21 protein-coding genes are annotated in these 22580 nt (G+C 71.6%); 15 read left to right on the forward strand and 6 right to left on the reverse strand.

What is annotated here, in order from left to right:
• The first annotated feature begins 48 nt into the window (after nt 1–48).
• Nucleotides 49–651 carry a rhomboid family intramembrane serine protease gene (locus ABZS51_RS02900; RefSeq protein WP_310706854.1) on the forward strand — a complete coding sequence of 201 codons (603 nt, stop codon included), beginning with the start codon at nt 49–51 and terminating at the stop codon, nt 649–651.
• 53 nt (nt 652–704) lie between these two features.
• Here the strand turns inward: ABZS51_RS02900 and serC are convergent, their stop codons facing one another.
• Nucleotides 705–1814 carry a phosphoserine transaminase gene (gene serC / locus ABZS51_RS02905; RefSeq protein ID WP_355435319.1) on the reverse strand — a complete coding sequence of 370 codons (1110 nt, stop codon included), beginning with the start codon at nt 1812–1814 and terminating at the stop codon, nt 705–707.
• Between the two features lie 152 nt (nt 1815–1966).
• Here serC and ABZS51_RS02910 point away from each other — a divergent pair, with 152 nt between their 5' ends.
• Entirely contained in the window at nt 1967–4477 is a 2511-nt protein-coding gene (locus ABZS51_RS02910; protein ID WP_355435322.1) for a hypothetical protein, read from the forward strand.
• A gap of 45 nt (nt 4478–4522) precedes the next feature.
• On the opposite strand, the gene ABZS51_RS02915 is transcribed toward ABZS51_RS02910, so the two are convergent.
• Entirely contained in the window at nt 4523–5629 is a 1107-nt protein-coding gene (locus ABZS51_RS02915; RefSeq protein ID WP_310706851.1) for a citrate synthase 2, read from the reverse strand.
• A gap of 252 nt (nt 5630–5881) precedes the next feature.
• On the opposite strand from ABZS51_RS02915, the gene pdxH reads away from it, so the two are divergent.
• A complete protein-coding gene (gene pdxH, locus ABZS51_RS02920; RefSeq protein WP_310706850.1) occupies nt 5882–6535 on the forward strand; it encodes a pyridoxamine 5'-phosphate oxidase in 654 nt (217 codons plus the stop codon).
• A gap of 10 nt (nt 6536–6545) precedes the next feature.
• The gene (locus tag ABZS51_RS02925) at nt 6546–7796 is read left to right on the forward strand and encodes an MFS transporter (RefSeq protein WP_355435326.1); all 1251 of its coding nucleotides are present in this window, start codon (nt 6546–6548) and stop codon (nt 7794–7796) included.
• Nucleotides 7797–7910: 114 nt separating this feature from the next.
• Here the strand turns inward: ABZS51_RS02925 and ABZS51_RS02930 are convergent, their stop codons facing one another.
• Nucleotides 7911–8540: a UdgX family uracil-DNA binding protein gene (locus ABZS51_RS02930; protein ID WP_355435328.1), complete on the reverse strand. Its 630-nt coding sequence runs from the start codon at nt 8538–8540 to the stop codon at nt 7911–7913.
• 121 nt (nt 8541–8661) lie between these two features.
• Between ABZS51_RS02930 and ABZS51_RS02935 the strand changes: the two genes are divergently transcribed.
• The 3 genes from ABZS51_RS02935 (at nt 8662) to ABZS51_RS02945 (ending at nt 12503) form a co-directional block, all read left to right on the forward strand.
• Nucleotides 8662–9366, forward strand: coding sequence for a metal-dependent transcriptional regulator (locus tag ABZS51_RS02935; RefSeq protein WP_355435331.1), 705 nt, complete (start codon nt 8662–8664; stop codon nt 9364–9366).
• A gap of 123 nt (nt 9367–9489) precedes the next feature.
• Nucleotides 9490–11709, forward strand: coding sequence for a SpoIIE family protein phosphatase (locus ABZS51_RS02940; RefSeq protein ID WP_355435334.1), 2220 nt, complete (start codon nt 9490–9492; stop codon nt 11707–11709).
• A gap of 17 nt (nt 11710–11726) precedes the next feature.
• A complete protein-coding gene (locus ABZS51_RS02945) occupies nt 11727–12503 on the forward strand; it encodes an alpha/beta fold hydrolase (RefSeq protein WP_355435336.1) in 777 nt (258 codons plus the stop codon).
• A gap of 15 nt (nt 12504–12518) precedes the next feature.
• Here the strand turns inward: ABZS51_RS02945 and ABZS51_RS02950 are convergent, their stop codons facing one another.
• Together ABZS51_RS02950 and ABZS51_RS02955 are read right to left on the reverse strand one after the other, a co-directional pair.
• A complete protein-coding gene (locus tag ABZS51_RS02950; protein WP_355435339.1) occupies nt 12519–12680 on the reverse strand; it encodes a hypothetical protein in 162 nt (53 codons plus the stop codon).
• A 55-nt stretch (nt 12681–12735) separates the two neighbouring features.
• Nucleotides 12736–13881: an acyl-CoA dehydrogenase family protein gene (locus ABZS51_RS02955; RefSeq protein WP_310706843.1), complete on the reverse strand. Its 1146-nt coding sequence runs from the start codon at nt 13879–13881 to the stop codon at nt 12736–12738.
• A 183-nt stretch (nt 13882–14064) separates the two neighbouring features.
• On the opposite strand from ABZS51_RS02955, the gene ABZS51_RS02960 reads away from it, so the two are divergent.
• The 7 genes from ABZS51_RS02960 (at nt 14065) to ABZS51_RS02990 (ending at nt 21034) form a co-directional block, all read left to right on the forward strand.
• Nucleotides 14065–15423 carry a hypothetical protein gene (locus tag ABZS51_RS02960; protein ID WP_355435342.1) on the forward strand — a complete coding sequence of 453 codons (1359 nt, stop codon included), beginning with the start codon at nt 14065–14067 and terminating at the stop codon, nt 15421–15423.
• On the forward strand, nt 15423–16295 hold the full coding sequence (locus tag ABZS51_RS02965) for a class F sortase (RefSeq protein WP_355435345.1): 873 nt from the start codon (nt 15423–15425) through the stop codon (nt 16293–16295). Before ABZS51_RS02960 ends, ABZS51_RS02965 begins: the two co-directional genes overlap by 1 nt.
• A 221-nt stretch (nt 16296–16516) precedes the next feature.
• The gene (locus ABZS51_RS02970) at nt 16517–17299 is read left to right on the forward strand and encodes a hypothetical protein (protein WP_355435348.1); all 783 of its coding nucleotides are present in this window, start codon (nt 16517–16519) and stop codon (nt 17297–17299) included.
• A 7-nt stretch (nt 17300–17306) separates the two neighbouring features.
• Nucleotides 17307–18056, forward strand: a complete 750-nt coding sequence (locus tag ABZS51_RS02975) for a class F sortase (protein WP_355435350.1) — start codon at nt 17307–17309, stop codon at nt 18054–18056.
• Nucleotides 18057–18079: 23 nt separating this feature from the next.
• A complete protein-coding gene (locus tag ABZS51_RS02980; RefSeq protein ID WP_355435353.1) occupies nt 18080–18775 on the forward strand; it encodes a hypothetical protein in 696 nt (231 codons plus the stop codon).
• Between the two features lie 60 nt (nt 18776–18835).
• A complete protein-coding gene (locus tag ABZS51_RS02985) occupies nt 18836–19981 on the forward strand; it encodes an acetyl-CoA C-acetyltransferase (RefSeq protein ID WP_355435356.1) in 1146 nt (381 codons plus the stop codon).
• Nucleotides 19982–20491: 510 nt separating this feature from the next.
• Nucleotides 20492–21034 (forward strand): RNA 2'-phosphotransferase, encoded by a 543-nt coding sequence (locus tag ABZS51_RS02990; RefSeq protein WP_355435358.1) that lies wholly within the window; start codon nt 20492–20494, stop codon nt 21032–21034.
• Here ABZS51_RS02990 and ABZS51_RS02995 read toward each other — a convergent pair.
• Nucleotides 21031–21498 carry an Lrp/AsnC family transcriptional regulator gene (locus ABZS51_RS02995; RefSeq protein ID WP_310706835.1) on the reverse strand — a complete coding sequence of 156 codons (468 nt, stop codon included), beginning with the start codon at nt 21496–21498 and terminating at the stop codon, nt 21031–21033. The genes ABZS51_RS02990 and ABZS51_RS02995 overlap by 4 nt on opposite strands.
• Before the next feature lie 80 nt (nt 21499–21578).
• Between ABZS51_RS02995 and ABZS51_RS03000 the strand changes: the two genes are divergently transcribed.
• Nucleotides 21579–22526, forward strand: a complete 948-nt coding sequence (locus ABZS51_RS03000; protein WP_355435362.1) for an amino acid permease — start codon at nt 21579–21581, stop codon at nt 22524–22526.
• Nucleotides 22527–22580 lie beyond the last annotated feature (54 nt).

Genomic DNA, 22580 nt, shown 5'->3' on the forward strand with positions numbered 1-22580 from the left:
ACACGCCCTGCGTACGGTAAAAGAGAGGGCGTCTAAGCGGGAGGACGTATGAGCGGCTATTCCGGGTCGAGGTACGAGTCGGTCAAGCGTGGAGCGGGCACGTTGCTGACCGGCGCGCTCAGCGCCCTCGTCGTGATGGTGCTGATCCTCGGCGTGATGTGGGGCGTCGAGATCGTCGACTACCTGGCGAACGGCAGCCTCGACCAGTACGGGATCGTCGGATGGGAGCCCGAGGGGCTCGTCGGCATCCTGTTCGCGCCGTTCCTGCACGTCGGCTTCGGCCATCTCATGGCCAACTCGCTGCCGCTGCTCGTGCTCGGCTTCCTGGCCGCCGTGCGCGGCCTCGGCAAGTTCCTGGCCGCCAGCGCGCTCATCATCCTCATCGGCGGCCTCGGCACCTGGCTCACCAGCCCGGACATCATCACGGTGGGCGCCAGCGGGCTGGTCTTCGGCTACTTCGGGTACGTCGTGTGCCGCGGGCTGTTCGACCGCCGCGTCCTCGACATCGTCCTCGGCATCGGCGTGGCCGCCGCGTACTACTCGATCCTGTGGGGGCTGCTGCCCAACCAGCAGGGCATCTCGTGGCAGGGCCACCTGTTCGGCCTGATCGGCGGCGTCGTGGCGGCCTGGTTGCTGCGCCTCAAGCGGTGACCCGACCCGGCGCCGGAGATTCACCGGCGCCGGATCTCGTCGCGCGGATCAGGTCAGACGCGCTCGACCACGTAGTCGATGCACGCGGTCAGCGCCTCGACGTCGGCCGGGTCGATCGCCGGGAACATCGCCACGCGCAGCTGGTTGCGGCCCAGCTTGCGGTACGGCTCGGTGTCGACGATGCCGTTGGCGCGCAGCACCTTGGCCACCGCCGCCGCGTCCACGTCGTCGGAGAAGTCGATCGTTCCGACCACCTGCGAGCGGAACTCCGGCGCGGCGAACGGCGTCGCGAACGACGCCTTCTCGGCCCAGGAGTAGAGGCGCTGCGCCGAGTCGGCCGTGCGGGCGGTCGTCCAGGCCAGGCCGCCGTTGCCGTTCATCCAGTCGAGCTGGTCGGCCAGCAGGAACAGCGTGGCCACGGCCGGGGTGTTGTAGGTCTGGTCCTTCGCGGAGTTGTCGATGGCGACCGGCAGGCTGAAGAACTCCGGCACGTAGCGGTCCGTGGCGGCGATCTCCTCGACGCGGGCCAGCGCGCGCGGCGACATCAGCGCGATCCACAGGCCGCCGTCGGAGGCGAAGCTCTTCTGCGGCGCGAAGTAGTAGACGTCGGTCTCCTCGATCGACACGGGCAGGCCGCCCGCGCCGGAGGTGGCGTCCACGAGCACGAGCGAGTCGTCGGAGCCGACGCGCCGGATCGGCATGGCGACGCCGGTCGAGGTCTCGTTGTGGGTGAGCGCGTAGACGTCGACGCCGTCCTCGGCGACCGGCGTCGGGTGGGTGCCGACCTCGGACTTGATCACCGACGGCTCGCCCAGCCACGGCGCCTTGCGGGCGACGGTGGCGAACTTGGAGGAGAACTCGCCGAACGACAGGTGCTGGGAGCGGTCGCGGATCAGCCCGAAGGAGGCGATGTCCCAGAACGCGGTGGTGCCGCCGTTGCCCAGGACGACCTGGTAACCCTCGGGCAGCGAGAACAGGTCGGCCAGCCCGGAGCGCACGCGGCCGACCAGCTCCTTGACCGGCTTCTGGCGGTGGGAGGTGCCCATGACGCTCGCCCCGGCGGAGGCGAGGGCGGCCAGCTGCTCGGTGCGTACCTTCGAGGGCCCGCAGCCGAAACGGCCGTCGGCGGGCTTGATGTCAGCGGGAATCACGATGTCAGCCACCCGACCAGGTTACTGAGCCGCTCGGGATGACTTGCCCCGGGTCCGGATTGTGAGATGTGCGCGTCGCTGGTCGCCGCTCGTGACGATCACATACGCTCGGCCTGGTCAGGTGAATCTCGGGGGAGCAGTCGAGTCCGGAGGCCGGTTCGATCATGCCCAGCAGCCCGGTGTACCAGGTGATCGACGAGGCCGTGCGGAGGCCGTCGCCGCTGTCGAAGGAGCGCGGGCTGCCGATCCTGGTGTTCACCGGCGATCCGGCGACGGCCGGGCAGGCCGCCGGCACCGCGGCCTGGTTCGGCCGGCGGGTGCCGTACGCGGAGATCCACGCCGGGGACTTCCCGGACGTGGCGGCCATCGTCGAGCGGCTGGCGGGCGCCCAGGGCATGCTGTCCACCTGGGTGCGCGGCACGCTGCTGCCGCCGCCCCGGTTCCCGCTGACCCTGTTCGCCCTGTGGGCCTGGAGCCGGCGCGGCGCCGAGGTCCCGGGCGCGGGCACCCCGCCCAACCCCGTGGTGAAGCGGCTGGTGTTCCGGCAGTGGCTGATCGACTGGCGCAGGGAGCGGGCGCGCACCGGCCGGGTGCGCAGGGCCATGGCCGACTACGTGGGCCGCGCCATGACCACCTGGATCCCCGCCTCCGGCCTGGCCGCGTACGGGCTGCAGAAGCTCGTGGACGGCCTCAGCCTGCTGGTGTGGGGGGCGGGCATCGCCGTCGCGCTCGTCGGCGGCCTCGTCCACGCCCTGCTGCTGATCCGGGGGCCGATCTTCTACCGCTGGTTCCGCCGGGCCCCCTACTTACGGCGCGGGCGGGACGAGAGCGTCATCGAGTACGCGGTGCGCGTCAGCGAGGCGCCGCCGGAGGAGGTCGAGCGGCTGCTGGTCGCCGCCCTGCTGGAGGACCTGCGCCAGGCGTACCAGCGCCGGGTCATCCCATGGCCCGGCTGGGGCCGCGACACGTACCCGGTGATGTGGCTCGGCGACGCCGACCCGGGCACGGCCGGCCGCCGGTTCATGGAGTTGCTGAACGACGTCAGGACGGCCACCGGGCAGAAAGGGCCGCTGCTGCTGGTCGTCTCGACGACGGTGCCGCCCGCGGCGCAGCCCGCCGAGCCGCCCCGCGGCCCCGAGGCGGACGCGGTCGAGCTCTACCACGGCTGGCGCGACCTGGTGCGCCGGGTGCGGCCCAGTCCGTACGTGCTGATCGAGGCGGGCCCGCGCGGGGGAGCCGCCAAGGACAAGCCGCGCAGGCTCCTGCCCGTGCGCCCGCTGGCCTACTGGCTGGCCGTGGCGGCGCTGATCGTGCTGCCCCTCACCGGGGCCGTCGTCGCGACCGCGGGCTGCGGCGCCGAGCTGACCAGGGTGGCCGACCAGTGCGTGGGCCTCGGGGCGCTGGAGAAGATGGGTCCCCACCCCCTCGTCCAGCCGGTGCTGAGCCGCATCGAGCGGCAGAACTCGCAGATCCCGTTCGCCGCCAAGGTCTTCACTGTCGCCTACCTCGGCCCGCTCACCACGCAGCCCGGCGCGGCGTTCAAGGACGGCCAGATGGCCGCGGTGGCGGGCGAGCTCACCGGCATCGGCGCCTACCAGGACAGCTACAACAGGAGCAAGTCCGACTGGAAGATGCGGATCGTCTTCGCCAACACCGGCCAGGACTTCCTCAGCGCCGAGCTGGCGGCCAGGGACATCGAGGACCGTGCCCGGCGCGACCCCTCGCTGACGGCCGTCGTGGGCTTCGCCTGGAGCCGCGAGGAGGTCAGGCGGGCCGTGAACGTGCTGACCGGGGCCAACCTGCCGATGGTCAGCACGGTGAGCACGGTCGGCCAGATCGCCGGGGCCGGGCAGCAGCGGTCGGCCTACCTGTTCCGGCTCGCGGTCGTCGACGAGCTGCAGACCAAGGCCACGGTGGAGTGGCTGGCCACGCTCGGCCTGGGCGAGGGCATGGCGCCGAAGCCGAACGTGGCTGTGGTCTGGCAGCGGCAGCCGGGCGAGCTGTACAGCGAGGACCTGAAGAACCTGTTCCTGCGCGAGTATCCCGGGGCGAAGTCCGAGCACTCCTTCGGCGACGACGCCTCGCTCGGCGCGGCGATGGAGGAGGCGTGCGGGAGCGGGGCGCGGGTCGTCTACTACACGGGCCGGGCCGACTTCCTCAGCGGCCTCAAGCGGGCGTGGGGCGCCTCGTGCGAGCGGCGCAAGGTCAGGCTGGTCGTCTCGGACGACCTCACGGGCGCCATCGCCAACGACGTCACCTCCAACGGGCGCGGGCACGACACGACCCTGTCGTTCGTGTCGCTGACCGACGTGCGCGACGCCTCGCTCAACCAGGGGCAGAAGACGCTGCGGCAGTGGGCGGGCACGTCGTTCGTGTTCTCGTTCGCGCACGCCTCGTTCGGCTACGACGCGGCGCAGGCGGTGGCGATCGCGGTCGACGCGTACCGGACGCAGAGCGGCGCGGAGGACATCCGCGACGGCGTGCACTACAACCTGAGGGGTCTGCGCTTCGACGGCGCCACGGGGTCGGTGGCCTTCTCCGGCGACGCCAGGGACCACGACGCGCAGGGGCGCGAGGTGTGGCTCATGTCCGTCGAGTCGGGGCAGCCGATCAGGGCCCGGTGGGTGTGCAGGCCGACGGCGGCGGAGGCCGGCTGCGCCGCGCCGCCCAGGTGAGGTGCACCCGGGAGGCGCGGCGTGGCCGGCCGGAACGGCGCCGGGTCAGATGGTGCCGGCGACCTCGGCGGCCCCGGGCACGTCACTGAGCGGACGCGAGGCCGGGCCGATGTAGTTGGCGCTCGGGCGGACCAGGCGGCCCGTCCGCTTCTGCTCCAGGATGTGCGCGGCCCAACCGGCCGTGCGGGCGCAGGTGAACATCGAGGTGAACATGTGCGACGGCACCTCGGCGAAGTCGAGGACCACGGCGGCCCAGTACTCCACGTTGGTGGCCAGCACACGGTCGGGCTTGCGGGCGTGCAGCTCCTCCAGAGCCGCCTGCTCCAGCGCGGCCGCCACCTCGTAGCGCGGCGCGTCGAGCTCCTTGGCGGTACGGCGGAGCACGCGGGCACGGGGGTCCTCGGCGCGATAGACGCGGTGGCCGAAGCCCATGAGCCGCTGGCCCTTGTCCAGCTCGCTCTGCACGTACTTCTTGGCGTCGCCCATCTGCTCGACGCCCTCGATCATGTGCAGCACGCGGGCCGGGGCGCCGCCGTGCAGCGGGCCGGACATGGCCCCCACGGCGCCGGACAGAGCGGCGGCCACGTCGGCGCCGGTCGAGGCGATCACCCGGGCCGTGAACGTCGAGGCGTTCATGCCGTGCTCGGCGGCCGAGGTCCAATAGGCGTCGATGGCCTTGACATGCCTGGGGTCGGGCTCACCGCGCCAGCGGACCATGAACCGCTCGACGATGGTCTTGGCCTCGTCCACACGGCTCTGCGGCACCATCGGCAGGCCGAGGCCCCGCGCCGACTGCGCCACGAAGGACAGGGCCATCACCGAGGCGCGGGCGAGCTGGTCGCGCGCCTCCTCGTCCGAGATGTCGAGCAGCGGCTTGAAGCCGTAGGCCGGGGCCAGCATGGCCAGGGCACTCTGCACGTCCACCCGGATGTCACCGGAGTGGACAGGAATGGGGAACGGCTCCGCCGGGGGCAGGCCCGGCTGGAACTTGTTGTCGACCAGCAGGCCCCAGACGTGCCCGAAGGGGACACGGCCGACCAGCTCCTCGATGTCGACGCCGCGGTATCGAAGGGCGCCCCCTTCTTTGTCCGGTTCCGCGATCTCGGTCTCGAAGGCCACGACGCCTTCGAGGCCGGGTTTGAAGTCGGACATTGTTGGCCGCCTCCCTTTCTTGCCATGTTCCGGCAATGCTGCGTGTACGGTTGCGGCCGCTTCGGGACTCGTCGGCATTGTTGCCTCGCTCTCTCGCCCCGAGCTCCACCGCTCTGTTGATGTCGAGATACCGGCGGGTCAATTTAACCCCCTGCCGAGTCATGCTCGGTCTCCGGACCCGTTGAAACGCCATCGCCCCAGGTCGGGGGCTCAGTATGGGGTCCGCGGCCGGGCGCGCAAGAATACCGTCTCGTGGATGCCACCTCGCGCCCGCCCTCGCTGGCCGGGCTTCGCCGCACGTATGAGGGCGAGCCGCTGCTCGAATCCGACGTCTCTCCCGATCCGATCACGCAATTCAGCGTGTGGTTCGAGGACGCGCTGCAGGCCGGCGTGCCCGAGCCGAACGCCATGGTGCTGGCCACGGCCTCGGCCGGCGGCCGGCCCAGTGCCCGCACCGTGCTGCTCAAGGGCTACGACCAGAGCGGCTTCGTCTTCTACACCAACTACGAGTCGCGCAAGGGCCGCGACCTGGCCGAGAACGCCAGGGCCTCGCTGCTGTTCCCGTGGCACCCCATCCGGCGCCAGGTGCGCGTGGAGGGCTCGGTGGTGCGGCTGCCGCACGAGGAGTCGGCGGTCTACTTCCGCTCCCGGCCGTACGGCTCGCGCGTCGGGGCGTGGGCGTCGCGGCAGAGCGCGGTGGTGCGCTCGCGGGAGGAGCTGGACGCCCGCTACGAGGAGCTGGCGGCGCGCTGGCCGGACGATCCGCCGGTGCCCGACTTCTGGGGCGGCTACCGGGTCGTGCCGCTGGAGGTGGAGTTCTGGCAGGGCCAGCTCGACCGGATGCACGACCGGCTCCGCTACCGGCGAACCGGAACCCGGTGGGTCCTGGAGAGACTCGCCCCTTAATGTGCGTCACGTGGCAATCGGGGAGCTCGTAAAACGTCACTTACTGGACACCCGGCCGCTGGCCGTGCCCGCGTACCGGCGGATCTGGGTCGGCCAGGCCGTCTCGCACGTGGGCAACGCCGCGACCCTCGTCGCGGTCGGCCAGCAGGTCTACGTCCTCACCCACTCGTCCTTCTGGGTGGGCCTGCTGGGCATGGCCAACTTCGTCCCGCTGGTCGCCTTCGGCCTGTGGGGAGGCGCGGTCGCCGACGCGGTGGACCGGCGCCGCCTCCTGCTCGCCGGCTCGGCCATCTCGTGGGCGGGCACCCTGTTCATCCTGCTCCAGGCGCTGCTGGGCCTCGGCAACGTCTACGTCCTGCTGGCCGCCGTCGCGGTGAGCGCCACCGGTTTCGCGATCAGCTCGCCCACCCGGGGCGCGATCATCCCGCGCATCCTCACCCCGGACCTCGTACCGGCGGCCAACGCACTCAACTCCCTCGTCCACAGCCTGGGGGCCATCGCCGGGCCGATGATCAGCGGCCTCCTCCTCGCCTGGTCCGGCTATCCGGCCGTCTACGCGCTCGACGCGGTCCTGTTCGGCGCCGGCCTGTACGCGGCCCTGCGTCTGCCGTCGCTCTCGCCGCAGGGCGTGGTGCGGCGGCCAGGGGCGCGGGCGGTCGCCGAGGGGCTGCGGTTCATCCTCGGCAGCCAGGTGCTGCTCATGTCGTTCGTGGTGGACATCGTCGCGATGGTGCTCGCGTACCCCCGCGCCCTGTTCCCGCAGGTGGCGGCCGAGCGGTTCGGCGGCGACCCCCTCGCCCTCGGCTGGCTCAACGCGTCCATGGCGATCGGCTCGTCCGCCGGTGCGCTGTTCTCCGGCTGGGTCGGGCGGGTCACCCGGCAGGGGATCGGGCTGGTCGCGGTCATCGCCGTGTGGGGGCTGTCCGTCGCCGCCGCCGGGCTCGTCCACCAGTTGTGGGCCGTCGTGGCGTTCATGGCCGTGGGCGGGGCGGCCGACGTGGTGTCGTCGGTGTGGCGGCAGTCCATCCTCCAGCTCCACGCGCCGGACGAGATGCGCGGCCGCATGCAGGGGGTCTTCCTCGTGGTCGTGGCCGGCGGGCCGCGGCTGGGCGAGCTGCGGGCCGGCGCCACGGCCGCCGCGTTCGGGCTGGGCGCGGCCTGGGTGGGGGGCGGGCTGGCGTGCGCCGCCGCCGTGCTGGCCGTCGGCCTGTCGGCCGCCCGCTTCAGGAACTACCGCTCCGGCGACCGTACGGAGGCTTAGGCAGCCGTACGGAGGCTTGGGCGGCCCTACGGAGGCTTGGGAGCGCACGGAGGCTCGGGCGGCCGTACGGAGGCTCGGGCGAGCGCACGGAGGCTCGGGCGGCCGTACGGAGGTTCAGGCGGCGCGCTTGACGGTGCCCGCGGCGACCCTGAGGTCGGCCAGGAAGCCCGCGTAGGCCGCGTCCCGGTCCGGGGCGCGCAGCACCGCCGACGGGTGGATCGTCGCGACGGCCAGCGCGTCCCCCAGCGGCACGGGCTCGCCCCGCTGCCGCGTCACCCGGAACGCCGCCCCCAGCAGCGACCGGGCCGCCGTGGCGCCCAGCACCACGACCACGTCCGGCTCCACCACCGCCAGCTCGGCCGTCAGCCACGGCTGACATGCCTCCACCTCGGCGGCCGTCGGCTTCTGGTGGATGCGCCGTTTGCCGCGCTGGACGAAGGAGAAGTGCTTGACCGCGTTCGTCACGTAGACGTCGTCACGGTCGATGCCCGCCTCCTCCAGCCCCCGGTCCAGGATCCGCCCGGCGGGCCCCACGAAGGGCGCGCCCTTGCGGTCCTCCTGGTCGCCCGGCTGCTCGCCCACGAGCATGAACCTGGCCCGCGCCGGCCCCTCGCCGAAGACCGTCCGGCTGGCGTTCCGGTACAGGTCGCATCCCTGGCAGCCCGCCGACGCCTCCCTCAGGGAGTCCAGGTCGAGGTGGTCGGGAAGGAACCGGGCCGCCCCGTTGTTGCCGTCCTTTGCCATCGCCGGTCCTTGTCCGCAAGTGAAGAGGTACGCAAGTAAGGTTTCCTCTGAACTTGTGTGCCCGAGGCGGACGGGCTCAGTCCCTGCCATGACCGGCGTAGCATTCCAGATGGGAGGAGCCTTGACCGCACACGGCCTGATCGACACGACGGAGATGTATCTCCGGACGATTTACGAGCTCGAAGAGGAGGGCATCGTCCCCCTCCGGGCCCGCATCGCCGAGCGTCTCCAGCAGAGCGGCCCCACCGTGAGCCAGACCGTGGCCCGCATGGAGCGCGACGGCCTGGTCCGGGTGGAGGGCGACCGGCACCTGTCGATGACCGAGCTGGGCCGCACCCTCGCCACGCGGGTGATGCGCAAGCACCGCCTCGCCGAGTGCCTGCTGACCGAGGTGATCGGTCTGCCGTGGGAAGAGGTGCACATCGAGGCGTGCCGCTGGGAGCACGTGATGTCGGAGTCCGTCGAGGCCCGCCTGGTGACGCTGCTGCACAACCCCACGACCTGCCCGCACGGCAACCCCATCCCGGGGCTGGGCGAGCTGGGAGCCCAGGAGCCGGCCGACACGACTGTGTCCGTCTTGACCTCGATGTCGGCCCTGGCCGGACCGAGGGACATACCCGTGGTCGTGCGGCGAATTAGCGAACAAGTGCAAAGCGATCCCGCCGTGATGCTTAAACTCAAGCAAGTTGGGATACAACCCGGACGCGAGGTCACGCTCGCGGCGAGCGACGACGGTGTACGGGTGACAGGTGACGGTGACGCGAACGACATTCCCGCGGAGCTACCGCGCGACGTTGCCGCGCACGTCTTCGTCTCCAGGCGCTGACGCGCGCGCTGCTGCTTGGTTGAATCCCTCGAGGGAGGCCCTCCACTCCCCTCCGGTCAAGACTGTTGCAGGAGCGCCCGTGGTTCGCTTTGCGCACATGCCTCCCCGAGGAGTGGTCTCCGGATGAAGCGCTGGGGGGATCTCTCCGAGGACGCGGCCGACCAGCTCGCCGCGGAGTCCGTCCTGGACCACGCCGAGATGGCGGTCGTGGTGACCGACCGCTTCAGCAACCTCCTGTACTGGAACCCGTTCGCGGAGAAGCTGTTCGGCCGGCCCGGCAAGTCCGTGGCCGGTGACACGTCGGTGCTGTCCCTCGGCATCCTGGAGAAGGACCACCCGCTCGCGGTCGAGCTGGCCAAGCACGTGCTCAAGGGCGGCGTCTGGGAGGGCACGTTCGACGTCCGGCGCGGCGACGGCACGATCGTCTACGTGCGCGCCCAGGCCGTGCCGCTGCGTCATCCCGCCGGCTCGGTGACCGGCATCGTGATCACCGCCCGCGAGGCGCTGCGCAGCAACGAGCGCGAGAAGGACCGCTTCGGCCTGCTGGAGCGCATCGGCGAGCGGCTCGCCGGCTCCCTGTACGTCGAGGAGACGCTCAAGCGGGTCGCCGAGATGCTCGTCCCGCAGTTCGCCGACCACTGCTTCATCGAGCTGATGGAGGGCGACCGCCTGGTGCGCCGGGTGTCGCAGCACGTGCAGGGCTGGACCCCGCCGCCCGGCACCTGGAAGCCGGTCGGCGCGGAGATCCGCTACCCTCCCGGCCACTACGCCGACGTCGCGATGCGCCGCCAGGAGACGATCCTCGTCGAGGACTTCGCGGTCAACAGCTTCCCCAGCCCGAGCGAGAACAGCGCCAAGCTCTGCGGCGAGGTCGGCATGACCTCCGCGATCGTGGCGCCGCTGTGCGTGCGCGGCGAGACCCTCGGCCAGATGTACCTCGGCCTGTCCAACCTGACCGACCGGCGCAGCCCCCACTACGACGCGTTCGACCGTGACTTCGTCGGCGCCATCGCCACCCGGGTCGCGCTCGCCATCGACAACGCGCTGCTGTTCGAGGAGGAGCGCCACACCGCCGAGTCGTTCCAGAAGCACCTGCTGCCGAGAGCGCTGCCGCAGCTCGACGGGCTGCAGATCGCGGTGCGCTACTACCCGGCGGCGCCGCTCGCCTCCCACGGCCAGGGCATCCAGACCCAGGTCGGCGGCGACTGGTACGACGTGATCCCGCTGTCGGCCGGCCGGGTCGGCATCGTCATCGGCGACGTCGAGGGCCGGGGCGCCCGCGCCGCGGCGATCATGGGGCAGCTCCGCGCCGCGCTGCGGGCCTTCGCCCAGGACGACAAGTCGCCCGCCGACATCCTCGCCCGGCTCGACGAGTGGACGCGCATCATCGCCACTCCCGAGAAGGACGACAACGGCGCCGACATCAGCGTCCCGCCCATCGTGACCTGCCAGTACCTCGTCTACGACGCCTGGTCGCGCACGTTGTCGTTCGCCAACGCCGGCCACGCGCCGCCGCTGCTGCTGGTCGACGGCGAGTGCGTCGAGATGGACATCGAGGACGTCGGCCAGCCGCTGGGCGTGCGCGCCAAGGGCCTGCACGCCGACCTCGTCTACAAGGAGCAGACCCGCGTGCTGCCGCCCGGCGCCGCCCTGCTGCTCTACACCGACGGCCTGGTGGACCGGCGCCCCAACCGCGACGGTCAGATGGCGAGCGACGAGGAGACGCTGGGCGTGCTGCGCGAGAAGCTCGCCAAGTACGCCGACGCCGAGGTGGAACGGGTGGCCGACGCCGCCACGGTGGCCGTGCCCGGCGAGATCGACGACGACATGGCGATCCTCGTGGTCCGCTCCAGCCAGGCCGACCTCGACGTGGAGGAACGCACCTTCCCCGCCCAGCCGATCATGGTGGGCGAGGCGCGCCGCATGGCGTCAGAGGCCTTCGACGCGTGGAACGTACCGGAGGAGCGGGCCGAGCTGGCCTGCCTGCTCGTGTCGGAGGTCGTCACCAACGTGGTGCTGCACGCGGCGACCGCCACCGTGCCGCGCCGCGAGCTGACCGTGGACGGGCCGCTGCCGTTCGACGAGTCGTGGGACGTGCCGGGCTTCGAGGACGAGGTCGTGGGCGAGAAGGAGTTCACGCTGCGGCTGCGGCGGGGCGACGAGGCCGTCTGGGTCGAGGTGTTCGACCAGGACCTGCGGCTGCCGCGCATCCGCAGCGCGGGGGAGAACGACGAGGGCGGCCGCGGCCTGTACCTGGTGGACCAGTTGGCCCGGCGTTGGGGCTCGCGACCCACCAGGGAAGGCAAAGCCGTCTGGTTCGAGATTCCCACCCGTAGCCGCTGAGTGGTTCACTCGTCGGCATGGAGCTGGCCTTCGAGCGGCGTGGCACCGGCGCGCCGCTGATCCTCGTCCACGGCATCGGCCACCACTGGCAGGCATGGCTGCCGGTGATCGACCGGCTGGCCGCCTCGCGCACCGTGATCGCGCTCGACCTGCCCGGGTTCGGGGTCTCGCCACCGCTGCCCGCCGGTACGCCGTACACCGCGGAGTCGCTGGCCGACGCGGTCGAGGCGTTCTGCGACCTGCTCGGGGTGCGGGAGCCGCACGTGGCGGGCAACTCGCTGGGCGGCTACATCGCGCTGGAGCTGGCCTCGCGCGGCGTGGTCCGCACCGCCACCGCGCTGTCGCCGGCCGGCTTCTGGTCGCGCTCGGAGCTCCTGTACGGCCGGACGGCGCTGCGCGCCATGCGGGCCGCGGCCGCCGCGATGCCGCCGGAGCAGGCCGTCCGGGCCGCCTCCACCCCGGCGGGCCGGGCGGTGAGCGCCGGCCTGCTGGTCGCCCACCCGTCCAGGCTCTCGCCGGAGGCGCTGGTCGCCGCCTCGCAGGCGCTGGTCGCGGCGCCGGGGTTCGAGGAGACGCTGGAGTCGTTCGCCGGGATGATGCCGCCCGCGCCGCCCAAGGCGCCGATCACGATCGCCTGGGGCGAGCACGACCGGCTGCTGCCGCGCCGCCAGGCCGTGCGCGCGGCCCGGTGGTCGGGGCAGCGGGTCAAGCTGCTGCTCGGGTGCGGCCACGTGCCGATGAGCGACGACCCGGAGCTGGTGGCACGGGTCCTGCTGGAGGGCAGCGGCGGCTAGGGCGGTGCGGTCGGGCTAGCGGAAGGTCTGGCCCCACAGGAGCAGCATGACGATCACGAATACGATCATGATGCCGGCGTAGCCGACGGCGCCCAGGCGCAGCGCGCGCCGCACGCGGTTCAGGGCCCAGGCGAACAGCAACGCGAGGAACACCAGGAGGATCAGGCCGCTGTCCATGGTTGCCAGTATGCGCCGCCGCGAGGCCCGGCGTGCGCTGGACGACCGCGTCTCTCTAGAACCCGAACGACCGGCCGATGATCTCCTTCATGATCTCGGTGGTGCCGCCGTAGATGGTCTGCACCCGGCTGTCCGCCCATGCCTTGGCCACGGGGTACTCCATCATGTAGCCGTAGCCGCCGTGGAGCTGGAGGCAGCGGTCGATGACCTTGTTCTGCAGCTCGGTGGTCCACCACTTGGCCTTGGCCGCGTCCACCGCCGTCAGCCGCCCGGCGTTGAGCGCGAGCACGCACTTGTCGACGTAGTGGCGGGCGATCTCGGTCTCGGTGGCGAGCTCCGCCAGGACGAACCGGGTGTTCTGGAACGACCCGATGCTCCGGCCGAACGCCTGCCGGCCCCGGCAGTACTCCACGGTCTGCTCCAGCACGGCCTCCGCCGCGGCGACCGCCGCCACCGCGATCGACATGCGCTCCTGGGGCAGGTTGCGCATGAGCTGGAAGAACCCCTGGCCGTCGTCCGGGCCGAGCCGGTTGGCCACGGGCACGCGGACGTTCTCGAAGAACAGCTCGGCCGTGTCCTGCGCCTTCATCCCGATCTTGTCGAGGTTGCGGCCCCGGCCGAACCCCTCCATGCCGCGCTCCACCACGAGCAGCGTGATGCCCCGCGCGCCGGCCTCGGGGTCGGTCTTGGCCACGACCACGACGAGATCGGCGTTGACGCCGTTGGTGATGAACGTCTTCTGCCCGTTGAGCACGTAGTGGTCGCCCTCGCGGACGGCGGTGGCGCGCACGCCCTGCAGGTCGCTGCCCGCGCCTGGCTCGGTCATCGCGATGGCGGTGATCAGCTCGCCGCTCGCGAAGCCCGGCAGCCACCGCTGCTTCTGCGCGTCGTCGGTCAGCTCCACCAGGTACGGGGCCATGACGTCGTTGTGCAGGGAGAACCCGAGGCCCGTGGCGCCGTGGCGCATGATCTCCTCGACGATCACCGTGTTGAACCGGAAGTCGGTGACGCCCGCGCCGCCGTACTCCTCGGGGACCGAGAAGCCGAACATCCCGAGCTCGCCGGCCTTCTTCCAGACCTCGCGCGGGACGATGCCGTCCTTCTCCCAGCGGCCGTGGTGGGGGACCACCTCGCGGGCCATGAACTCGCGCACGGTCTCGCGGAAGAGCAGGTGCTCCTCCTCGAAGAGGTCTCGCTCCATCGGTCTCCTCCAGGCAGGCGTGAACGGACGCCAGAATACGATTCTGTTACCTCGAGGTATACCCGGTCGGGCGCCGGTTTCGGGGCGTGGACACGGCTTCATCACAAGTGCCGAACATCGCCTGATTGAAAGTGGTATCGACCTTAAGATCTACCTTCGGTCTATGTGTGAGCGGAGTGTCCGGTGAATCGGTGGCGCAAGGCGTTGATCGCCGCAACGGTCGGCATGGCCGCGTCCGCCGCCTTCGTGGTGGCATCCCAGCCAGGACAGGCAGAGACGTCTCTGGTCGCCAAGTACTTCTGCACGGGAGGCGTCGCCGGCAGCTCGGGCGGCGTGCAGCTGGAGGCGCTCGTCACGCCCAGGCTCACCTCCGCCGGCATGCTCGACGTCGGCTGGTCGATCAAGTATCTGGGCGGCAAGCAGTTCGGCTCGCCCGGCTTCTTCCCGAAGGGCTCCACGCTGAACCTGGAAGGCACCGTGGACATCACCGGCGCCTGGGACGGCCAGCTCCGGCCGAAGGGCTCCCAGGACCAGGCGGAGCTCGTGCCGGGCGACTTCCTGAAGCTGCCGTCGGGCCTGTCCGACGCGGGCTCCGTGCAGCGCTCCGGCACCATCCGGGTCAAGCCGGCCGGGCTGGTCGTGCGGTTCAAGCCCGCCAAGGGCGAGGTCACGGTCAACGACAACAAGCTGGTCACATACTCGTCCGACTGGTACCACCACCAGACTTCGGAGGAGTACGCCGACCACATCTACGACCTCCACACGACCACCCAGAAGGACGGCATCGCCAAGCTGGAGTTCAAGGGCACCAAGGTGGCCTACATCGGCAGGCGCGAGCCGGGCCTCGGTCCCGTGCGCATCCTCCTGGACGGCAACACGGTGACCGATCCGGTCGTCGAGCCCGACAAGGACCGCAACGGCGTGCCGATGACCGGGACCAGGTCCAAGGAAGTCCTCTGGGAGTCGCCGGAGCTGGAGTACGGGCCGCACACGATCGAGGTCCTCAACGTCGAGGCGAAGACCGCGCACGTGGACGCGTTCCGGGTGACCACCGGTGAGATCACCGAGCCGCCCTCGCACAACGAGGCCACCTGCACCCTCCAGGGCGACCCGGGGGCCATCGAGGTGAACGTGCCGGGCGCCACCCCGACGCAGTCGAACAGCCCGAGCACTTCCCCCTCGACGTCGCAAACGCCCACCCGCACCCCGACCACGCCCGGCACGCCGGACCCGACGAACAGCTCGCCCTACTCGCACACCCCCGGCCCGAGCCACGTCAGCGTGGTCACCGGAGGTGTCAGGACGGCCACAGCCACGGCGACGGTGACGCCGACCAGGTCGCCCAAGCCGACCACCACCAAGTACGTGAAGGCCCAGGTCGCCAAGACGCCCAAGGGCGGTGTGGACACGGGTGAGGCGCCGGAGCCCGCGAGCTCCTCGTACGGGCTGATCGCCGGCGGTTCGCTGCTGCTGATGGGAAGTGCCACGGGCGGGCTGCTGCTGCGCAGACGGCAGGCCGCGCACGCCGGAGGAGAGCGCTGATGACCGAGCACACGAACGCCCAGCCGGACGAGCAGCCGAACCCCCAGCCGACCGCGCTGCCGCAGGCGCCGGCGGATGAGCGGAAGCAGGCGCGTCGGGCGGCGCTGAACAGGGCCATGCCGGCGCTGCTGGTCGCCGGCTCGCTGGGCGGGGTGGGCGCCATCATGGTCGGGCTGCTCTCGCTGATCCCGGCCGCGGACGACGGGTCCGGCCCCGTTGCGGGAACGGTGGCGCAGGCCGGGCCGAGCACCGTGGAGATCCAGAACGCGGCGGGCGCGTTCGTGCTGTCGCCGACGGTCGGCCCGGGCGGCAAGAACGTCCCGCTGACCCCGGCCCGCCCCGACGCCCCGCCGCCCCTGGCGGCGGCCCCGGTCGTGGCGCCGATCCCGCCCGCCAAGACCACGGCCAAGAAGAAGCCCGCGCCGACCCGGATCAAGATCCCCAAGATCAAGGTGAACGCGTTGGTCGGGTCCGTCACGGTGGACCTCAAGGGCAACCTGACCACGCCGCCGCTGACCAAGCCCAACCAGACGGGCTGGTACCGCTTCTCGCCCGTGCCCGGCGAGCTGGGCCCCTCGGTGATCAACGGCCACGTGAGCACCCGCAAGGGCGCCGCCGTGTTCTACCGCCTGCGGGAGCTGGCCAAGGGTGACGCGATCTACGTGTACCGCTCGGACAAGAAGGTGACCAAGTTCACGGTCAGCGGGATCGAGCAGGTCGGCAAGAACTCGTTCCCGACCAGCCGGGTGTACGGCAACACGGCGAACGCGCAGCTCAGGCTGATCACGTGTGGGGGCGTCTTCAACAAGACGGCACACTCCTACACGGACAACATCATCGTTTACGCCACCCTGTCCAAGAAGAAGGGCTAGTGCCCGACTTGCACGGGTTTCTCGGTTTACAGGAGATTTACAGGGAGTGTTCGTAAGATCTCAACCTAACCGTGACCAATGGCTGCCAATCTGGTACGCCTGTTGAACCTGTGCCGAAACGGAGAAGGACAGTGCTGACGTCCAAGGCGCGGCGCCGCCTCGCCCTCAAGACATCCGCCTTAGCCGCAGCAGGTGCAGGTATCTTCGGTGTCATCCCCGCCGTGGCCGCCCTGGCGACCCCCGTCGACGTGGTCTACAGCTGCACGGCCCAGCCGGGCGGCGTCGCCTCCAACGTGCCATTCCAAATGGAGCTGAAGACACCCGCTGTGCAGCCCAGCCCCAGCGCGACTGTCACTGTTACGTGGGAGATCCGCCAGCCCACCGCCACTCCGAGCCAGCTCCTGGCGACCGCCGCGATCACGCCGTCGAGCGCCGTCGTGGCTGAGGGCACGGTGACCCCCAGCGGGAGCCCGGTGCCCAGCACGGCGGTGACCGGGGGGGCGACAGCCAGCCCCTACATGACCGTGTCGCCGAACTCGCCCATGCCCCTGCCGACCATGACCTTCCTGGTGCGTCCGACCGCCACGGGGACAGTCGCGTTGAAGGGCGGCGGCTTCTCCCTCAAGGTGAACGGGGTGGCCTGGTACGAGTGCGTCCCCGGCGCATCCGGTGGGCCCTCGGTCAACCTCGTCGTCGGCACCGGAACGCCGTCCACCAGCTCCACACCCAGCACAACCTCCACCCCCACCACCACGCCGCCCACCCCCACCCCCACGCCCACCAAGACGACCGCCACCCCCAAGCAGACCAAGACCAGCTACGTCACCGTGGTCGAAACCCCCACGAAGCGGTCCTCCAAGACGCCCAAGGCCGGTGCCAACACCGGTAGCGGTGGGGAGATGGGCCCCGACGGGCGGATGTTCGTGCTGGTGGGATCCGCGCTGATCCTGGCCGCCGGTGCCGGTGGGCTGGCGATGCGCCGTCGCGGCGCGACCCGGGGCTGACGGCGCCATGGCACCGCACTACCCCTACGGCGAGCCGCCCCAGGACCCGGGCGGCAGGGCCCTGCGGACCGTCCTGATCCTGGCCGCCATCGCCGGGGTGATCACGGTGGTGGCCGGCATGCTGATCGTCTTCAACTCGCCCGAGGAGTACGGCCTGGCCGCGCAGCGCGACCAGCTCGCCCTGGACGCCCAGCCGGACGGCAAGGCCACGGGGCAGCCGGCGCAGGCGCTGTTCAACGCGGCCCCGACCGTGCCGCCGCCCCTGCCGCTGCCCGACCCGGCGCCGCCGATGCAGCCTTCCACCCCGCTCCGCGTGGTGATCAAGAAGCTCGGCGTGAACGCCCCGATCAAGTCGATCGGCCTGGCCAAGGACGGCACGATCCAGGTCCCGCCGGCCGACAACCCGAACCTCGTGGGCTGGTACCGCGAGATGGCCACCCCGGGCGAGGCCGGCGCCGCGGTCATGCTGGGCCACAAGGACACCCGTACCCGAAGCGCCGTCTTCAGCCGCCTGCACGAGCTGCGCAACGGCGACACCATCGAGGTCAAGCGCCAGGACGGCGTCACGGCGGTCTTCACGGTCGGCGGCATCGAGCAGGCCAGCAAGAAGACGTTCCCCACCGAGCGCGTCTACGGCAGCCGGGCCAACGCGCAGCTTCACCTCATCACCTGCGGTGGCTCGTACAACCGCACGATCGGTCACTACACCGATAACATCATCGTCTACGCGACGATGACGAGCTCCTATCGAAGCTGATCGCGGAGGCGAGCATGGGCTGGATGGCGAAGCGGAGACTGCGTACTGGCCCCACGGCGGCGTTGCCCGCCAAGCCGGCCAAGGGCGAGCTCCTGCGCCTGGTACGACTGGCCGATCCCGACGCCCGCGAGGACGGTGAGGACGTCGTCGCGGCCGACGTCCGGGTCCACGCGCCGGTGGAGGCCGAGCCCGACCTGGTGGGCGGCATGCTGGAGCAGGTCTGGGCGGTGCGGGTGTCGGCCGAGGGGCCGCTGCCCTTCGACTTCTTCGACCGCTACCTCGCCGAGGGCCTGGCGTTCCGGCTGGGCGGGCTCGCGGTGTGCAGGGGCGAGGTGAGCGACCCCGCCGACGAGGAGGGCGGAGGCCCCGCCGTGATCGTCCCCGTACGGCCGGCGGACGACGAGCTGCTGCCCCGGCTGGAGGCCGAGCTGGGCGAGGTCGAGCAGGAGGAGGAGTTCGTCCACAGCGGCGACGGGGTGCGGGTCCTGGTGGTGCCGCAGAAGGGCCGGCCGCCGGCCGTGCAGGAGCTGCTGCCGTTCGCCTCGGACCTGACGGCGATCGAGCTGCGCGGCGAGGACGGCGAGCGGCTGGGCGTGCTGGCACTGCGGCTGGCCGAGGCGCTGAACGGCCTGGTGGTGGACCGGTGGCGGTTCCGGGTGGACGCGGCGGCGGATCTGCTGCCCCCGCCCGGGAAGGGCGTAGAGCCGGGAACGGCGTAGAGGATCGTTCTGTTGTAGTCTCTCCCTATAACCGAATAATGCTCGGTTTCAGGAGGCACTGTGGCAGAGGCGTACATCGTCGGGGCGGTCCGCACCCCGGTCGGCAAGAAGAAGGGCGGCCTGTCCACCGTCCACCCCACTGACCTGGCCGCGCACACGCTCAAGGCGCTGATCGACCGCACGGGCGTCGACCCCGTGGCGGTCGAGGACGTGATCATGGGCTGTGTGATGCAGTTCGGGCCGCAGAGCATGGACATCGCGCGCAACGCGTGGCTGTCGGCGGGGCTCCCCGAGACCACCGCCGGCGTCACGATCGACCGGCAGTGCGGCTCCTCGCAGCAGGCGATCCACTTCGCCGCGCAGGGCGTGCTGTCCGGCACCCAGGACCTGGTGGTGGCGGCCGGCGTCGAGTCGATGAGCATCGTGCCGATGGGCTCGTCGATCACCGCCGCGCTGGAGAAGGGCATGCCGTTCCCGTTCGGCGACAAGTGGGTCGAGCGGTACGGCAAGCAGGAGATCTCGCAGTTCCGCGGCGCGGAGCTGATGTGCCAGAAGTGGGGCCTCACCCGCGAGGAGCTGGAGCGGTTCGCGTTCGAGTCGCACCAGCGGGCGGCCAAGGCCGTCGCCAACGGCTACTTCCGCGACCAGATCGCGCCCGTCGGCGGCGTCGAGGACGACGAGGGCCCCCGGCCCGACACGTCGCTGGAGAAGATGGCCTCCCTGAAGACGCTGAAGGACGACGGCCGGATCACCGCGGCCACGTCGTCGCAGATCTCCGACGGGTCGGGCGCCGTGCTCATCGCCTCCGAGCAGGCCGTACGCGAGCACGGCCTGACGCCGCGCGCCCGGATCCACCAGCTCGCCCTCATGGGCGACGACCCGGTCTACATGCTGACCGCGCCGATCCCCGCCACCCGGAAGGCACTGGACAAGGCCGGCCTGTCGATCGACGACATCGACGTGGTGGAGATCAACGAGGCGTTCGCGCCGGTGCCGCTGGCCTGGATCAAGGAGCTGGGCGCCGACCCGGCCCGGGTCAACCCCAACGGCGGCGCCATCGCCCTCGGCCACCCGCTGGGCGCCACGGGCGCCGTCCTCATGACCAAGCTGCTGCACGAGCTGGAGCGCACGGGCGGCAGGTACGGCCTGCAGACGATGTGCGAGGGCGGCGGCCAGGCCAACGTCACCATCATCGAGCGTCTCTGATGAACGACTGATGCACGAGGCGGTCCAGCGCGGCGCCCCGGCCCCACGTGGAGGCCGGGGCGCCGCGGTGGTGTGCGGGGGCCCATGGCGTACGGGCCGCGCGCCGCACTCACCACCATCCCGGTAGTGGTCTAGCGCCCCTTGGGCGGGATGCGCCGAGGCGGGGCGATCGTCCGCGGCGGCAGCTTGGGCATCCGCCGCGGGACCGGCGACGCCGGGGTTCCCGGAAGACCCGGGGCCTTCTTGTTTCGCTTGTTGCCTGCACGTACTCGCATACGAAGCTCCTTCACGTGACTCGCGACGCGGCCTGGAAAGCCGGTCGGCAAGCAGCTGCCGCGTCTGAAACGGACTCGCCGGCGGGCATGGTCACCGCACGGCTGATGGGCTGCCGGAGGGCCGGGCCGATCGAGGTCGGCCCCGCCGAATCACGAGTAAAGGCGCATGTCCTAGACGGTAGAGGGCACCGCGGAACGGGCGCAACTGATTATTCGCCCGCTATCCTCCCGCGATATGGACGATCGGCGCATGGTGCGCGTCTCGAAGTACCTGTCCAGGCACCTGCGGCATGATCCCGGCCGCATCGGCGTCGAGCTCGACCCGCACGGCTGGGTCGTGGTGGACACGCTGCTGGCGGCCGCCGCCGCGCACGGGTTCGCCATCACGCGGGCGGAACTGGAGCTGGTCGTGGCCGGCAACGACAAGCAGCGGTTCGCGCTGCGCGACGGCCGGATCCGCGCCAACCAGGGTCATTCGGTGCCGGTCGACCTCGACCTGCCGGTGGCCGTGCCGCCGCCGTACCTCTACCACGGCACCGTAACCCGGAGCCTGGCCCCGATACGGGCCGAGGGGCTGCGGCCGATGGGACGCCACCACGTGCACCTTTCGGCTGACCGTGAGACTGCCACCAGGGTCGGGGCGCGCCGGGGGCGGCCGGTCGTGCTGGCGGTGGACGCCGGGGCGATGCACGAGGACGGGCACGCGTTCAGGGTCAGCTCCAACGGGGTGTGGCTGGTGGACGCCGTGCCGGTGACCTACCTGCGGTTCCCCGGTTAGTCCTGCGGGTCGGGGAGGCGGGTCGGCGCGGTGTCGTGGACCTGCTGGAAGATGACCGAGGTGCGGAAGCCGGCGATCTCGCGCCGCTTGCTCAGCCGGTCCAGCAGGAACGCGTGCAGGTGGTCGAGGTCCTGCACCGCCACGTGCAGCAGGAAGTCGTCCCCGCCCGCCAGCACGAACACGCTGAGCACCTCGGGCAGCTCCGCCGCCGACTGCTTGAACGCGTCGATGACCGCCCGGCTCAGCGGCCGTACCTGCACCGAGACCATCGCCTGGACCGACCGGTTGAGCGCCGCCGGGGCGATGTCGGCGTGGTAGCCGCGGATCACGCCCCGGCGGGTGAGCGAGCGCACCCGCTCCAGGCAGGTGGAGGCCGCCACGCCCAGCTTGCGGGCCAGCTCCCGGTTGGACTGGCGCGCATCTGTTTGGAGAAGCCGCACGATCGCCGAATCAAGTTCGTCCATGACGGCAGTCTGACACCGCTTCCGGCCGTCCGTTCGGTGTGAACCCCGACAAGGCGCTCGAATGACTAGTTTTTCGGGTCATGAGCGGTACGACGGGACAGAAGACGGGGCGGCTGGGCGCCGTACAGGGGACGGCGCTGCTGGTGGGCGCGGTGCTCGGGCCGGGGATGCTGGTGCTCCCGCACCTGGCGGCCGCGGCGGCCGGGCCCGCCTCGGTGCTGGCGTGGACCGCGCTGCTGCTGCTCAGCGTGCCGGTGGCGCTCACCTTCGCCGCGCTCGGCGCCCGCTATCCCGACGGCGGCGGAGTGGCCAGCTTCGCCGGGCTGGCGTTCGGCCGGCGCGCCTCGGCCGTCGTGGGCTGGTGGTTCTACGGGGCCGTCCCCGTGGGCACGCTGGCCGGGGCGCTGGTGGGCGGCGAGTACGTGGCCGCCGCCGTCGGCGCGGGCTCCCGGACCGGGACCTGGGTGGTGGCCGGGGGACTGCTCCTGCTGGCGTTCGCCTCCAACGCCGCGGGGCTGCGCACCTCCGGACGGTTGCAGCTCGGCATGGTGCTGGCCCTGGTGACGGTGCTGGCCGTCGCCGTGGTCACGGCCGCGCCGCACGCCGAGGCCGCCCGCTTCACGCCATTCGCCCCGTACGGCGTGGCGGGCGTCGCGGACGCGGCCGGGGTGCTGCTGTTCGCCTTCGTCGGCTGGGAGGCGGCGAGCCACCTGTCGGCCGAGTTCGCCGACGGCCGCGGGCTGACCAGGGCGACCGTGACCACGCTGGCCGTCGTCTCGGTCCTGTACCTGGGCGTGGCCTTCACCACGGTCGGCGTGCTCGGCCGGGACGCGGCCGAGACCCCGGTGCCGCTGGCCGCGCTCCTGGAGACCGGCGTCGGCGCCGCGGCCCGGCCGGTCGTCGGCGGGGTGGCGGTGCTGCTCACGTTCGGTGCGATCAACACCTACGTCGCCGGCGCCTCGCGCCTCGGCGCCGCGCTGGCCAGGGCCCCGGCGGAGACCGAGGTCAACACGCCGATTGGTGTGTGAGCAGCCGCAGCGGGACCGCCAGCGCCTCGGCGATCCGGCGTCCCGCGGCCCGGT

This window comes from Nonomuraea sp. NPDC005501 (assembly GCF_040605905.1).
In the GTDB taxonomy this organism is placed as follows: Bacteria; Actinomycetota; Actinomycetes; order Streptosporangiales; family Streptosporangiaceae; genus Nonomuraea.